Annotated in this window: 13 protein-coding genes; 7 read left to right on the top strand and 6 right to left on the bottom strand. The window is 69.3% G+C overall.

Translation table 11 applies throughout. The features are described 5' to 3' along the window. Positions 1–33 precede the first annotated feature (33 nt). From G9C85_RS13590 to G9C85_RS13600, 3 genes are read right to left on the bottom strand one after another with little or no spacing between them, the layout of a single operon-like run. Positions 34–459, bottom strand: coding sequence for a DoxX family membrane protein (locus G9C85_RS13590; protein WP_166040824.1), 426 nt, complete (start codon positions 457–459; stop codon positions 34–36). Further along, positions 459–1004: a MaoC family dehydratase gene (locus G9C85_RS13595; protein ID WP_369680816.1), complete on the bottom strand. Its 546-nt coding sequence runs from the start codon at positions 1002–1004 to the stop codon at positions 459–461. The genes G9C85_RS13590 and G9C85_RS13595 overlap by 1 nt, the downstream gene beginning before the upstream one ends. Positions 1005–1059: 55 nt before the next feature. Beyond that, positions 1060–2946 carry a cation:proton antiporter gene (locus tag G9C85_RS13600; protein ID WP_166040828.1) on the bottom strand — a complete coding sequence of 629 codons (1887 nt, stop codon included), beginning with the start codon at positions 2944–2946 and terminating at the stop codon, positions 1060–1062. Positions 2947–3049: 103 nt separating this feature from the next. Here G9C85_RS13600 and G9C85_RS13605 point away from each other — a divergent pair, with 103 nt between their 5' ends. Both G9C85_RS13605 and G9C85_RS13610 read left to right on the top strand, forming a co-directional pair. Further along, entirely contained in the window at positions 3050–4099 is a 1050-nt protein-coding gene (locus G9C85_RS13605; protein WP_166040830.1) for a pentapeptide repeat-containing protein, read from the top strand. Between the two features lie 44 nt (positions 4100–4143). Beyond that, the gene (locus tag G9C85_RS13610; RefSeq protein ID WP_166040832.1) at positions 4144–4851 is read left to right on the top strand and encodes a DUF2270 domain-containing protein; all 708 of its coding nucleotides are present in this window, start codon (positions 4144–4146) and stop codon (positions 4849–4851) included. Between the two features lie 41 nt (positions 4852–4892). On the opposite strand, the gene G9C85_RS13615 is transcribed toward G9C85_RS13610, so the two are convergent. Then, a complete protein-coding gene (locus G9C85_RS13615; RefSeq protein WP_166040833.1) occupies positions 4893–5150 on the bottom strand; it encodes a hypothetical protein in 258 nt (85 codons plus the stop codon). Between the two features lie 312 nt (positions 5151–5462). Here G9C85_RS13615 and gdhB point away from each other — a divergent pair, with 312 nt between their 5' ends. Then, a complete protein-coding gene (gene gdhB / locus G9C85_RS13620; protein ID WP_166040835.1) occupies positions 5463–6743 on the top strand; it encodes a glutamate dehydrogenase GdhB in 1281 nt (426 codons plus the stop codon). 20 nt (positions 6744–6763) lie between these two features. Here the strand turns inward: gdhB and G9C85_RS13625 are convergent, their stop codons facing one another. After that, positions 6764–7060: a hypothetical protein gene (locus G9C85_RS13625; RefSeq protein WP_166040837.1), complete on the bottom strand. Its 297-nt coding sequence runs from the start codon at positions 7058–7060 to the stop codon at positions 6764–6766. Between the two features lie 154 nt (positions 7061–7214). Here G9C85_RS13625 and G9C85_RS13630 point away from each other — a divergent pair, with 154 nt between their 5' ends. The 3 genes from G9C85_RS13630 (at position 7215) to G9C85_RS13640 (ending at position 9964) form a co-directional block, all read left to right on the top strand. Further along, the gene (locus G9C85_RS13630; RefSeq protein WP_166040840.1) at positions 7215–8138 is read left to right on the top strand and encodes a CoA ester lyase; all 924 of its coding nucleotides are present in this window, start codon (positions 7215–7217) and stop codon (positions 8136–8138) included. Between the two features lie 70 nt (positions 8139–8208). Next, the gene (locus G9C85_RS13635) at positions 8209–9465 is read left to right on the top strand and encodes a Glu/Leu/Phe/Val dehydrogenase (protein WP_166040843.1); all 1257 of its coding nucleotides are present in this window, start codon (positions 8209–8211) and stop codon (positions 9463–9465) included. A gap of 121 nt (positions 9466–9586) precedes the next feature. Beyond that, on the top strand, positions 9587–9964 hold the full coding sequence (locus G9C85_RS13640; RefSeq protein ID WP_166040845.1) for a hypothetical protein: 378 nt from the start codon (positions 9587–9589) through the stop codon (positions 9962–9964). 48 nt (positions 9965–10012) lie between these two features. On the opposite strand, the gene G9C85_RS13645 is transcribed toward G9C85_RS13640, so the two are convergent. Continuing rightward, positions 10013–11155, bottom strand: coding sequence for an acyl-CoA dehydrogenase family protein (locus G9C85_RS13645; RefSeq protein ID WP_166040847.1), 1143 nt, complete (start codon positions 11153–11155; stop codon positions 10013–10015). Positions 11156–11369: 214 nt separating this feature from the next. On the opposite strand from G9C85_RS13645, the gene G9C85_RS13650 reads away from it, so the two are divergent. Further along, on the top strand, positions 11370–12167 hold the full coding sequence (locus G9C85_RS13650; RefSeq protein WP_166040849.1) for an RIO1 family regulatory kinase/ATPase: 798 nt from the start codon (positions 11370–11372) through the stop codon (positions 12165–12167). Positions 12168–12262 lie beyond the last annotated feature (95 nt).

A 12262-nucleotide genomic window follows, 5' to 3' on the forward strand; every position in this document is an offset into this window, starting at 1 on the left:
ACGCTTCTGGGGTTCAGCGCATCTCGTTGGAGGTCAGCGCATCTCGTCGACGAGTACGGCGACCGCGAGCCCGGTCAGTCCGACGTCGCGCGCGACGACGTCGCCGAACGCGCCGGTCGTCGCCCACACGATCGCGAGGTAGCCGGTGGTCGCGGCGAGGGAGACGGCGGCGACGAACGCCGCGAACGCGACGTAGCGGTTCGCGAGGAGCGCCGCACCGAACGCTATCTCGAGCGGCCCGTTCGCGAGCATGAACGTCGTCGGCGAGACGACGAGCCACGGCGCGAGCCAGTCGGTGACGTAGACGGTCCACCCCGTCGGGTCGAGGAGCTTGTGGACGCCCGCGGCGACGAGGGTCGCGCCGAGCGCCCAGCGCGCGAGCGTCGTCGAAGGGGGTGCGCGGCCCGCGAGCGCGCCGGCGCGCTCGCGGACGGCGTCTAGCCGGTCCGGCCGCGCCATCACTCCGCGCGCTCGCGCTTCAGGGAGAGGACGGTTCGCTCGAACTCGCAGACGAGGAGTTCCTCGTCGTCGTCGGCGTCGTCCGCTTCGTCGTCGTCACCGCTCTCGAGTCGGTCGTCGTCCGCGTCGACGACGAATGCCTCGACGCGCATCGTCACGAGACCGCGCTCGCCGGAGCTCGTCTCGCGCTTGTCGGTGACCGTCGACTGCACGCGGATGGTGTCCCCGTGGAACACGGGGTTCGGGTGCTCGACGTCGTCGTAGGAGAGGTTTGCGACGATGGTGCCGTCGGTCGTCTCCGGGATGGTGATGCCGACCGCGAGCGACATGGTGTAGAGGCCGTTGACGAGGCGCTGCCCGAACTGGGTGTCGGCGGTGAAGTCCTCGTCGAGGTGCAGCGGCTGCTGGTTCATCGTCATGTCGCAGAACCGCTGGTTGTCGCTCTCGGAGACCGTGCGTCGACGGCGGTGTTCGATCGTCTGACCTTCCTCGAACTCCTCGTAGTACAGACCGGGCATGCGAGAACTGGCGTCCACGACCCGCAAGAACGGTTCGGTCTCCGGCGCTGGCTCGGGCGTCCCGCGGGAGACCCGCTCGAGGTCAGGTCGAGTGGTCGTCGCGTTCGCTCCCCGTCGAGCCGGTGCCCGCGACGGGGTCCGGGCCCACGTCGACGAGTTCTGCGAGCGCCTGCGGTCGGCCGACGACGACGAGCACGTCGCCGTCGGCGAGCGTCACGTCCGTCGTGGCGACGACGCTGTCGTCGTCGCGGCGGACGGTGGTCGCGAAGCAGCTCGGCGGGAGGGACGCCTCCACGTCCCCGACGGTCAGCCCAGTCCACTCGGCGTCCCTGACGGGGACCTCGCGTATCGCGCCGACGGCAGAGGGCACCATGATCCACCCCTCGTCGCGTTCGACGTCCGCCGACGCTCCATCGGGGAGCGACGCGGGGAGCACCTGTGCGCCGGCGTCCTCGAGATGGCGGCGAGCGGTCGGGTCGTTCGCCCTCGCCGCCGCGCTCGCCCCGAAACCGTCGGCGACGATTCGGGCGACCGCCCGGTTGACGGCGTCGTCGTCCGTCGCCGCGACCACGAGGCCCGCGTCGGCGGCACCGATGGACCGGAGGAAGTCCGTGTCCGTACCGTCGCCCGCGTGCACGACGAACCCCTCCTCGCGTCCGCGCTCGATTCGTTCCTCGTCGGGATCGACGAGTTCGACGCGTGTCCCGCCGGCCTCGTACTGTCGTGCGAGCAGGCGGCCGTAGCGGCCGGCGCCGACGACGACCACCGGAACGGACTCGACGTCGAGCGCTCGCGCGACGTGGCGAGCGACGCCGCCTTCGAGCGCGGACGTGGCGAGGATGACGAGGAACACCGTCCCGAGGATGGTCGCCGCGGCCTCCGGGTTCGACTCTCGGAGGTCGACGGCGAACAGCGTCGCGAGGCCCGCGGTGAGCACGCCCCGCGGCGCGATGGCGCTCATGAACACGCGCTCGCGGAGCGAGAACTGCCCGGTCCACGTCGACGCCAGCACCGCGAGCGGGCGGACGACGAGGACGACGGCTGCGACGACGACGAGTCCGCCGACGCCGAGCCCCAGGAGGCCCTCGACCTCGACGAGCGTGGTGAGGACGACGAAGAGGATGGAGAGGACGAGCAGCGACAGGTCGTCCTCGAACTCGTCGACTGACTCCCGGTAGGGCACGTGGACGTTCCCGAGGACGAGGCCGGCGGTCGCGGCGGCGGCGATGCCGGCTTCGCCGCTCCCGACCTCGGCGACGACGTACGCGACGATGGCGGTGGCGAACACGAGCAAGCGCGTGTTCTGGACCGCGTACCCGGCGGAGAGGTCGACGCGGTTGAGGACGAACCACGTCGCGATGGCGACCACGCCGCCGACGGCGACGCCGATACCGAGTCTGGTGAGCACCTCGACGAGGAATGCCTCGACGTTCGTCTCCTGGAGCGTGACCGCCTCGAAGACGGCGACGGCGACGACCGCGCTCGTGATGTCGTTCAGGAGCCCCTCCGTCCGCAGGATCGTCGACACTCGCTCGGGTGCGTCGACCGCGTTGAGTATCGGCACGAGGACGGTCGGTCCGGTCGCGACGAGGAGCGCGCCGACGAGGAGGGAGACGCCCCACGAGGCGTCGAGCGCGTACCGCACTGCGATCGCCGTCCCGAGCATCGTCACCGCCGCGCCGACCGTGACCAGCGCGAGCGTCTCTCGGCGGACCGACCGCATCGAGTCGACGTCGAGCGCGAACCCGTCCTGGAAGATGACGATGGCGACGCCCGCGCCGATGAGCGACGGCACCGCGTCTGCAACGGCGTCCCGCGGGACCAGGCCGAGGCCGGCCGGACCGACGACGACGCCGGCGACGACGAGGAAGAGCACGCTCGGGATGCGAAAGCGGGTCGCGAGGATCTGTGCGCCGACGCCGAGGGCGACGACCGCCGCGATGCCGACGAGCAGCGGGTCGACGCTCACGTGTGAGTCCTCCGAGGGCGGAACTACGCCGTGGCCGTGCTTCGGTCCCGTGCTTGCGAGTGCACGCCATAGAGCGAACCGACGCGGCGGGAAACCGGTAGCCATGGACGCTCCGCGAACGCGCTGTGGCTACGAGTACGACGTCAGCGCCGTCTCGGGGCCGGGGGCAGCGAGTTGCTGGCGGCCGGTCTGGGCGGACCACGAGCGATGCATCTGGCACGCGAACGCGACCGACAAGACACCGGCCGCGTTCGCCGAGGCGCACCCGGTGCGGGGCGAACGGCTCGACGGCGCCATCCTCCGTGGCGTCTCGCTCCCGGACGTCCGGTGGTTCGCCGACTGTAGCCTCGTCGGCGCGGACTTCACCGACGCGGCGCTCCCCGGTGCCTGCTTCGACGACGCGGACCTTCGACGGGCGGACTTTCGAGACGCGGACCTCCACGGCGCGACGTTCGTCGACGCGAACGTCGAGGACGCGCTGTTCGTCTACGCGGACGTTCGGGATGCCGCGTTCGAAGGGGCCCGCCTCTACCGCGCCGTCCTGTCCGACGCGAGGGTGAACGAGGGCACCGAGTTCGGGCGAACCGTCGTCTACGAGACCGACGCCGAGCGCGACGCCTCGCCCGGCGGGTTCGAGCGGAACACGGAGTCGGCCGTCTGGACGTACCGCGAGATCCAGCGCGTCTTCGAGGACAACGCCAACCACAGTCGCCTCCTCGAGTACTTCCTCCGCGAGATGGACCTACGTCGTCGCGCCGCGTGGCGCGCCCGCGACGTCCTCTCCGTCCTGCGACTCGAGGGCTCCAGGCTCGTCATGCGGTACGGTATCAGTCCGTGGCGGCTCGTCGCGACGTCCGTCGTCGTCATCGTCGGGTCCGCGATGGTGTTCCCCCTGACCGGCGGTCTCGTCGAGACGGGCGACGGACGGCCGATCACGTACACGGTGTCGGATCCGACTTCGGCACCGCCGACGTGGATGGTGTTCGTGTTCCTGAAGAGCCTCTACTTCAGTGCGATCACGTTCGCGACGCTCGGCTACGGCGACGTCCAGCCCATCGGGTCGATCACGCGCGCCGTCGCCGCGATGGAGTCGCTCGCGGGGTCGGTGCTCCTCGCCCTGCTCGTGTTCGTGCTGACGTCGAGGATCAGGTAGATGCACGCGATTTCAGCCGGTCGCGTTCGCGGAGGTGGTTGGCCGTGAGCGACGACGGGCGAGCCGCGGCGACCGAGTCCGGCGACGAGTCCGCCGACGCGACGGACGTGCCCGTCGACGACCTCCTGAGCGGCCTCGGGGACGACCCGTCGACGGTGGCGTCGCTCGTCGGCGACCTCTACAGGGGCGAGATGGACCGGGCGGCGACGTGGCGGGCGCGACTCGACCAGACGACGAACTGGGGGGTCGTCGTCGCCGTCGCCATCCTCACGTGGGTGTTCTCCAACCCGGACAACCCGCACTACGTCCTCCTGATCGGGATGTTCGCGACGGCGACGTTCCTCCTCGTCGAAGCGCACCGGTTCCGCGAGTACGACGTCTGGCGAACGCGGGTCCGCGCGCTCCAGGAGACCGTCTTCTACGCGCTCTTCGCCGACGACTCGTCCGGCGACGGCGACTGGGAAGAGACGATGCGCGAGATGCTGGCCGAACCGGCGTACACGATGTCGTTCTGGCAGGCGGTGGCGCACCGGCTCCGTCGCGTCTACCTCGGTCTCGGCGCGCTCCTGCTGGTCTCGTGGATCGTTCGCGTGACCGTCTACCAGCCGGGTCGTCCGCTGGCGGACGCCGCCTCGATTCCGGGCGTCTCCGGGACCCTGATCTTCGCGGTCGTCGTCGCGTGCTACGCGCTGGCCGTCGTCGTCGCACTCCTGCCGCTGGCGTACGAGTCCGGGACGACGTTCAGGGGGTAGTCGGCCGCACCGGCGACGCTCGCGCCCGGGGGAGCGCTCGGTCAGCCCTCGCCCTCGGACTGGTAGGGCTCGCCGACGGCCTCCCGCGGGAGGAGGGACATGACCTCGCTCGCGAGCTCGTCGGGACTCTCGAAGGCGTCGGCCGAGGATCCGGTGACGACGTCCGCGAACGGTTCCTCGCCGTCGGCGAGTTCGAGCGTGACGTCGCTGCACGCCGCCGCGGCCTCCGCTGGCGTGACCGGGTAATCGAGCGCTTCGAGCATCGCGTCGAGTTCGTTCAGTGGGACGCGTCGTGGCACGTGACTTGATAGGACCTCTCGAGGGTAATCGCATCCGACGAGTTTCGGACCGCATCGTGGCCACGTGCTCCCGAATGGGGGTCTCGTTTGCTCGAAGAGGGACCAGCGACTGGTACCGTTCGCAGATACTGGCACGAACCGAACGCTTATCAGAACGGTTTTAAACGAGAGCGGGCAACTGGTCGTCGATGACCGGCGTCGTCGTCGCGAGACATCGACCGCCGGCAGTTCTCGGCACCCGGTGTGACACCGTCTCTCACAGCCACGCTGCGGTCGCACCGGCCGCTTCGACCGCGTGCCGGAGGTACCTTCATGGCCACAGCAAAACCTACTGACTCCGACGACACCGACGAAGAGACCGCGCTCGAAACAGCCCGCCGCCAGCTCGCGCGCGCCGCCAGCCACCTCGACGTGGACGGCGGCGTCATCGAGCGACTCGAACACCCCGACCGCGTCCAGCGCGTGAGCGTCCCGCTCGAACGCGACGACGGCTCCTGGGAGGTCTACACGGGCTATCGCGCCCAGCACGACAGCGTCCGCGGCCCGTTCAAGGGCGGCCTGCGCTTCCACCCCGAGGTCGGCGAGGACGAGTGCATCGGGCTCGCGATGTGGATGACCTGGAAGTGCGCCGTCATGGACCTCCCGTTCGGCGGCGCGAAGGGCGGCGTCGTCGTCGACCCGAAGGACCTCAGTGAGGACGAAGTCGAGCGGCTCACGCGACGGTTCGCGGAGGAACTCCGGGACTCCATCGGCCCGAACCACGACATCCCCGCGCCCGACATGGGCACGGGCCCGCAGGAGATGGCGTGGTTCATGGACGCGTACTCGATGCAGGAGGGCGAGACGACGCCCGGCGTCGTCACCGGGAAACCGCCCGTCGTCGGCGGGAGCTACGGCCGCGAGAAGGCCCCGGGTCGCTCCGTCGGCATCGTCGCGAAGGAAGCGATCGAGTACTACGACTACGACCTCGAGGACGTCACCGTCGCCGTCCAGGGGTTCGGTAGCGTCGGCGCGAACGCCGCGCGCTACCTCGACGACCGCGGCGCGGACGTCGTCGCCGTCAGCGACGTCGACGGCGCCATCTACGACCCCGACGGTCTCGACACGCGCGACGTCGAGGACCACGACGAACGCCCCGGCATGGTCTCGGGCTACGACGACGCCCAGCGCATGAACAACGCCGACCTGCTCGAGCTCGACGTCGACGTCCTCATCCCCGCCGCCGTCGGGAACGTCATCACCGCCGACAACGTGAACGACGTCCAGGCCGACATCGTCGTCGAGGGCGCGAACGGCCCGACGACGAGCGCCGCCGACCGCATCCTCGAAGAGCGCGGCATCCACGTCGTCCCCGACATCCTCGCGAACGCCGGCGGCGTGACGGTGTCGTACTTCGAGTGGCTCCAGGACATCAACCGACGGAAGTGGAGCCTCGAACGCGTCCACGAGGAACTCGAAGCGGAGATGCTGAAGGCGTGGGACGCCGTCCGCGAAGAGGTCGAGGACCGCGACTGCACGTGGCGCGACGCCGCGTACGTCGTCGCACTCTCCAGGGTCGCCGACGCGCACGAGGCCCGCGGCCTCTGGCCCTGACGCCGAGAGCAAGACCCCGGTCAGTCGTCGCTCGAATCGATCTCGTCGGTCTCGTCGGTTACGTCGCTCGAACCAGTCTCGTCGGTCTCGTCGGTCTCGTCGGTCTCGTCGGTTACGTCGCTCGAACCAGTCTCGTCGGTCTCGTCGCTCGTCTCGCTCTCGTCGGTCTCGTCGCTCGTCTCGCTCTCGTCGTCCTCTTCGAGCGCTTCGATTCCCGTCAGGCGGGCGACGATCGCGACCGCCGCACCCGACGCGAAGTCCGGGACCGAATTGATGACGGCGCTGACGAGGACCTCCCGCCGGGAGCTATCGAGCATCGACCGACCATTCCGGCGACGGCCGGATATATCTATTTGCTCGCGGCGCTCGGCTGATGGACGTCAAACACTCGCCCGAGGGAACTCGGGCGTTCGCGCCAGGTCACGCAATCGTCCCGCGGGTCTTACGGTCCGGGCCGTCGGAGTGGCAGCCATGGCACGCAGAAGCGTCCTGTTCTCGCCCGGCGACCGACCGGAACTGATGCGGAAGGCGCCCGCGACCGGCGCTGACGTCGTCGTCTTCGACCTCGAAGACGCGGTCGCACCGTCGCGGAAAGCCGAGGCGCGCGAGGCCGTCGTCGACGTCCTCGGCGATCCCGAGTTCGACCCCGACTGCGAAGTGTGCGTGCGCGTCAACCCGATCGACGATGGGGCGACGGACGCGACGGACGCGACCGACTTGAACGCGTCCGAGACGGCGGCGACCGCGGTCGCGGACGTCGACGCGCTCGCCGACGACCTCGACGACCTGCGGCTGGACGCGTTCATGCTCCCGAAGTGCGCGAGCGGCGACGACGTCCGCGCGTTCGACTCCCTGTACCCACGCGACACCCCGCCGGTGCTCGCGCTCGTCGAGAGCGCCGCCGGCGTCCTCCACGCCGAGTCCGTCGCGTCCGCGGCCGCGACCGACGCGCTCGTGTTCGGCGCGGAGGACCTGTCCGCGGACGTCGGCGCGACCCGCACCGACGAGGGCACGGAGGTTCTGTACGCTCGCGAGCACGTCGTGCTCGCCGGCGCGAACGCCGACGTCGACGCCATCGACACCGTCTACACCGACTTCTCGGACACCGACGGCCTCCGCGACGCGACCGCGTTCGCCATCCAACTGGGGTACGACGGCAAGATGGCGATCCATCCGTCGCAGGTCGACCCCATCAACGACGCGTTCGCGCCAGATCCCGAGACCGTCGACTGGGCGGAGCGCGTGATGGAAGCCAAAGCCGAGGCCGACGCCGACGGTCGCGGCGTCTTCCAGGTCGACGGCGAGATGATCGACGCCCCCCTGATCGCGCAGGCCGAACGCGTCCTCGACCGGGCCGACGCAGCGACCGACCGCCCTGAATATAAGGAACCTTAATTGCATATATGCCGTACTGATTCCTAAAAGTCCGCCACGCTTAACCCGCGGCTGCGAGATTTTCGAAGTGATGTCCCAGGAAGCGAATCCCTTCGAGAGTCTGCAGGAGCAGATCGACGACGCGGCGGCGTACATCGACGTGGACGCCGACGTCGTCGACCGACTCAAGCACCCCGAGCGCGTGCTGGAGACGAACCTCACGATCGACATGGACGACGGGACGACCGGGCGCTTCAAGGCCTTCCGATCGCAGTTCAACGGCGACCGCGGCCCCTACAAGGGCGGCATCCGCTACCACCCGGGCGTCACACGCGACGAGGTGAAGGCGCTCTCGGGGTGGATGGTGTACAAGTGCGCGACCGTCGGCATCCCCTACGGCGGCGGGAAGGGCGGCATCGTCATCGACCCGAGCGAGTACTCCGCGGGCGAGATCGAGCGCGTCACGCGATCGTTCGCGAAGGAACTCCGGCCGTTCGTCGGCGAGGACAAGGACATCCCCGCGCCCGACGTCAACACTGGCCAGCGCGAGATGAACTGGATCAAGGACACGTACGAGACCCTCGAGAACGTGACCGAGCCGGGCGTCGTCACCGGGAAGGCGATCGACTCCGGCGGGAGCGAGGGCCGCGTCGAGGCGACGGGTCGCTCCACGATGCTCGCCGCACGCGAGGTCTTCGACTACCTCGGCAAGGACATCTCGGACGCCACGGTCGCCGTGCAGGGCTACGGGAACGCGGGCTGGATCGCCGCGAACCTCATCGACGACCTCGGCGCGGACGTCGTCGCCGTCTCCGACTCCTCGGGCGCCATCCACAACGCCGACGGGTTCGACCCGGTCGCCGTCAAGGACTTCAAGCGCGAGACCGGTTCGGTCTCCGGCTACGAGGGCGCCGACGAGGAAGTCTCGAACGAGGACCTCCTCACGATGGACGTCGACCTGCTCGTGCCCGCGGCCCTCGAGAACGCGATCGACGAGGCGCTCGCTCGCGACGTCAACGCCGACGTCATCGTCGAGGCCGCGAACGGCCCGCTGACGCCGGACGCCGACGACGTCCTGACCGAGCGCGACGTCACGGTCGTTCCGGACATCCTCGCGAACGCCGGCGGCGTGACGGTGTCGTACTTCGAGTGGGTCCAGAACCGCCAGCGCTTCTACTGGACCGAGGGGCGCGTGAACGAGGAACTCGAAGCCATCATCGTCGACGCGTTCGATCGGATGACCGACGCGTACGAGTCCTTCGACACGCCGAACCTCCGGACGGCGTGCTACGTGAACGCGATCCGACGCGTCGTCTCGGCCTACGAGGACGCGGGCAACTGGCCCTGACCGATCGACTGACAGCTCTCTCTCTTGGACGCGGTGTTTGGACGACAGTACGCGGCCACGTTCGACGCTCGGCGGGGGCGGTGCGCGTGGATTTATCCGTGTTCGGTCGTGACCGTGAGGTATGCCAGCGGACGGAGCAGACGACGACGCCGAACGTGACCTCGGGGCGTCCTGGGGTGGCTCCGGGGGCGAGGACGATGGCGGACCGCCTCCCAGCGCCGAGGAGGCGGCCGCGAACGCCCGCCCAGAACCCGAACCCCGGGACCCGGCGCTCGTCGACGAGATCACGGTCGTCCTGCAGGAACACAAGCGAGCGTTCACGGTCGCCGTGCTCGCGTACGCATTCCTCGTGATGCCGTGGCTGTACCGGAACGGCTACGAGGTCGTCGGACTCGCCGGTGGCATCGCGGCGCTCGCCGGCATCGTCCTCGTGACGGTCGCGAACGCGCAAGCGGCACGCGATCGGTTCGGACGCGACGACGAACGACGCGGATTCTGACTGTCCTCGTTCTGACGGACGGGGCGCCCACGACCGCGGCGTCTCGACCTACAGCCCGAGTTCGCGACCGATGACGAGGTGCTGGATCTCGCTGGTGCCCTCGCCGATCTCCATGAGCTTCGCGTCCCGCATGAACCGCTGCGGCGAGAAGTCCTCCGTGTACCCGTAGCCGCCCAGGACCTGCACGGCCTCCTCGGCGACCTTCCGCGCCGCCTCGCTCGCGTCGAGCTTCGCGAGCGAACTCGACTTCGTCACCGACTGACCCTGGTCGTACTGCCACGCCGACTTGTGCGTCAGCAGGCGCGCGCGCTCGACCTGGCGCTCCATGTGGACGACCTTGTCGCGGATCGCGTCGAACTTCGAGATGGGCTGCCCGAACTGCTCGCGCTCCTTCGAGTAGGATTTCGCAGCCTCGTACGCGCCCTGGGCGAGCCCCGTCGAGATCGCGGCGATCGAGATGCGGCCGCCGTCGAGGGTCTTCTTCGTCTGCTCCCAGCCCTCGCCCTCTTCGCCGAGCAATCGGTCCTCGGGGACGCGGACGTCGTCGAGCTGGATCTCGCACGTCGGCGACGCGTTCAGTCCCATCTTGTCCCAGACCGTCGAGACCTCGAAGCCGTCGTCGTTCGCGGGGTCGACGATGAACGTCGAGATGCCGTCGTAGCCAGCGCCCGGCTCGGTGACGGCCTTCACGAGCACGCTGTTCGCGACGTTCGCGTTCGTGATGAACTGCTTCGTGCCGTTGAGCACGTACTCGTCGCCGTCCCTCTCCGCGGTCGTGTCCATGTCGCTCGCGTCGCTCCCGCTCCCGGGTTCCGTGAGCGCCCACGCACCCATCTCGTCGCCGGAGGCGAGCGGCTCCAGCCACTCCGCCTTCTGCTCGTCGGTCCCGAACAGCTCCAGGGGCTTCGAGGCTAGCGACGTGTGAGCGACGTACGAGAGCGCCACGGACCCGGAGACGCGCCCGAGCTCCTCCGCGACGACCGCGTACATGAGCGTGTCGCCGCCGAGACCACCGTACGCTTCGCTGATCGGGACGCCCATCACGTCGAGCTTCCCGAGTTCGTCGAAGATCTCCTCGGGGAACCGGTGCTCGTCCTCGATCTCCTGGGCGATCGGTTCGATCTCCTCGTCGCAGAACCGACGCACCTCCTCCTGGATCATCCGGTGCTCGTCCGGCAGCTCGAAGTCCATATGCGAAACTTGCAGAGACCGAAAATAAAGGCTTCTACACCGTGACCGATTCTCGGGCACGGCGGCGTCGCGTCCTGTGACGCAGTCACCTCGACGCGTCCAGCGGTCGATGGGGCGTTCGTGGCTCGAGCGGCGCACACCGAGGCTCGCGACGGTTCACCGCCGACCGTCTCGAGCGGGAGAGTTTTGGGGGCCGGGAACGGAGTTGTGAGGCGTGGCCATCCGGGAGTTGCTACGGGGGACCGTCGACTGGACGCGCCTCGAGGCCGTCGCGAGAACCGTCGCCGAGCGCAACGGCCGGACCGCGGTGCGCGTCGAGTTCCTCGACGCCGACAACTGGCTGTCGACGCCGATGATCGTCGACGACGAGTGGTTCGTGAAGGTCGTCACCCCGCAGAACTCGGTCGTGCACGCGGTGTTCACCGCCGGCCGGAACCTCGGTGCGTTCTCCTCGGGCACCGAGGGGTTCTTCGATCACGTCGGAACGCCGCTGGCGCTCGCCGAGCGCGAGTTCGAGGCCGCGACCCGGATGCGTGCGATCGGCCTGAACGCCCCCCGACCCGTGGACGCCTTCGAGGTCGAGGGGCTGGGCGTACTCGTCCTCGAGTACCTCCCGGACTTCAGGACGTTCGACGACCTCGCGGACGCCGAGGTCGAGTCGCACGCGAGCGAGCTGTTCGACGTGCTCTCGACGATGCACGACGAGGGGCTCGCGCACGGCGACCTCCGGGGCGAGAACCTCCTCGTGTACGACGACGAGCTGTACGTCATCGACGCGACGACCGTCCGCGAGGAGGGGTTCGCGGGTGCGCGATCCTACGACCTGGCGTGCGCCCTCGCGGAACTCGCCCAGCGCATCGGCGCTCGAGAGGCGGTCGCCGCCGCTCGCGAGGCGTACCCGGTCGCGGACGTGCTCGCCGCGCGGGACTTCCTCGACTTCGTCGCGCTCCGCCCCGACCACGATTTCGACGGCAACGCACTCAAGGGCGAGATCGAGCGCGTCGCGACGTAGTCACCGGAATCGTCCGCCCGTCGTCGGTGACCACCCCCACACGATTTGCCGGTAAGAATTGCCGAGAACCGCCCGGTGGAAGGGGTGCCTTTTTC

The sequence above is a fragment of the Halorubellus sp. JP-L1 genome (assembly GCF_011440375.1).
Classification (GTDB): Archaea; Halobacteriota; Halobacteria; order Halobacteriales; family Natrialbaceae; genus Halorubellus.

Coding starts and splice junctions, on each gene's coding strand:
- G9C85_RS13590 (WP_166040824.1), bottom strand. CDS start 459: ATGGCGCGGCCGGACCGGCTAGACGCCGTCCGCGAGCGCGCCGGCGCG.
- G9C85_RS13605 (WP_166040830.1), top strand. CDS start 3,050: ATGGACGCTCCGCGAACGCGCTGTGGCTACGAGTACGACGTCAGCGCC.
- gdhB (WP_166040835.1), top strand. CDS start 5,463: ATGGCCACAGCAAAACCTACTGACTCCGACGACACCGACGAAGAGACC.
- G9C85_RS13625 (WP_166040837.1), bottom strand. CDS start 7,060: ATGCTCGATAGCTCCCGGCGGGAGGTCCTCGTCAGCGCCGTCATCAAT.
- G9C85_RS13630 (WP_166040840.1), top strand. CDS start 7,215: ATGGCACGCAGAAGCGTCCTGTTCTCGCCCGGCGACCGACCGGAACTG.
- G9C85_RS13635 (WP_166040843.1), top strand. CDS start 8,209: ATGTCCCAGGAAGCGAATCCCTTCGAGAGTCTGCAGGAGCAGATCGAC.
- G9C85_RS13640 (WP_166040845.1), top strand. CDS start 9,587: ATGCCAGCGGACGGAGCAGACGACGACGCCGAACGTGACCTCGGGGCG.
- G9C85_RS13645 (WP_166040847.1), bottom strand. CDS start 11,155: ATGGACTTCGAGCTGCCGGACGAGCACCGGATGATCCAGGAGGAGGTG.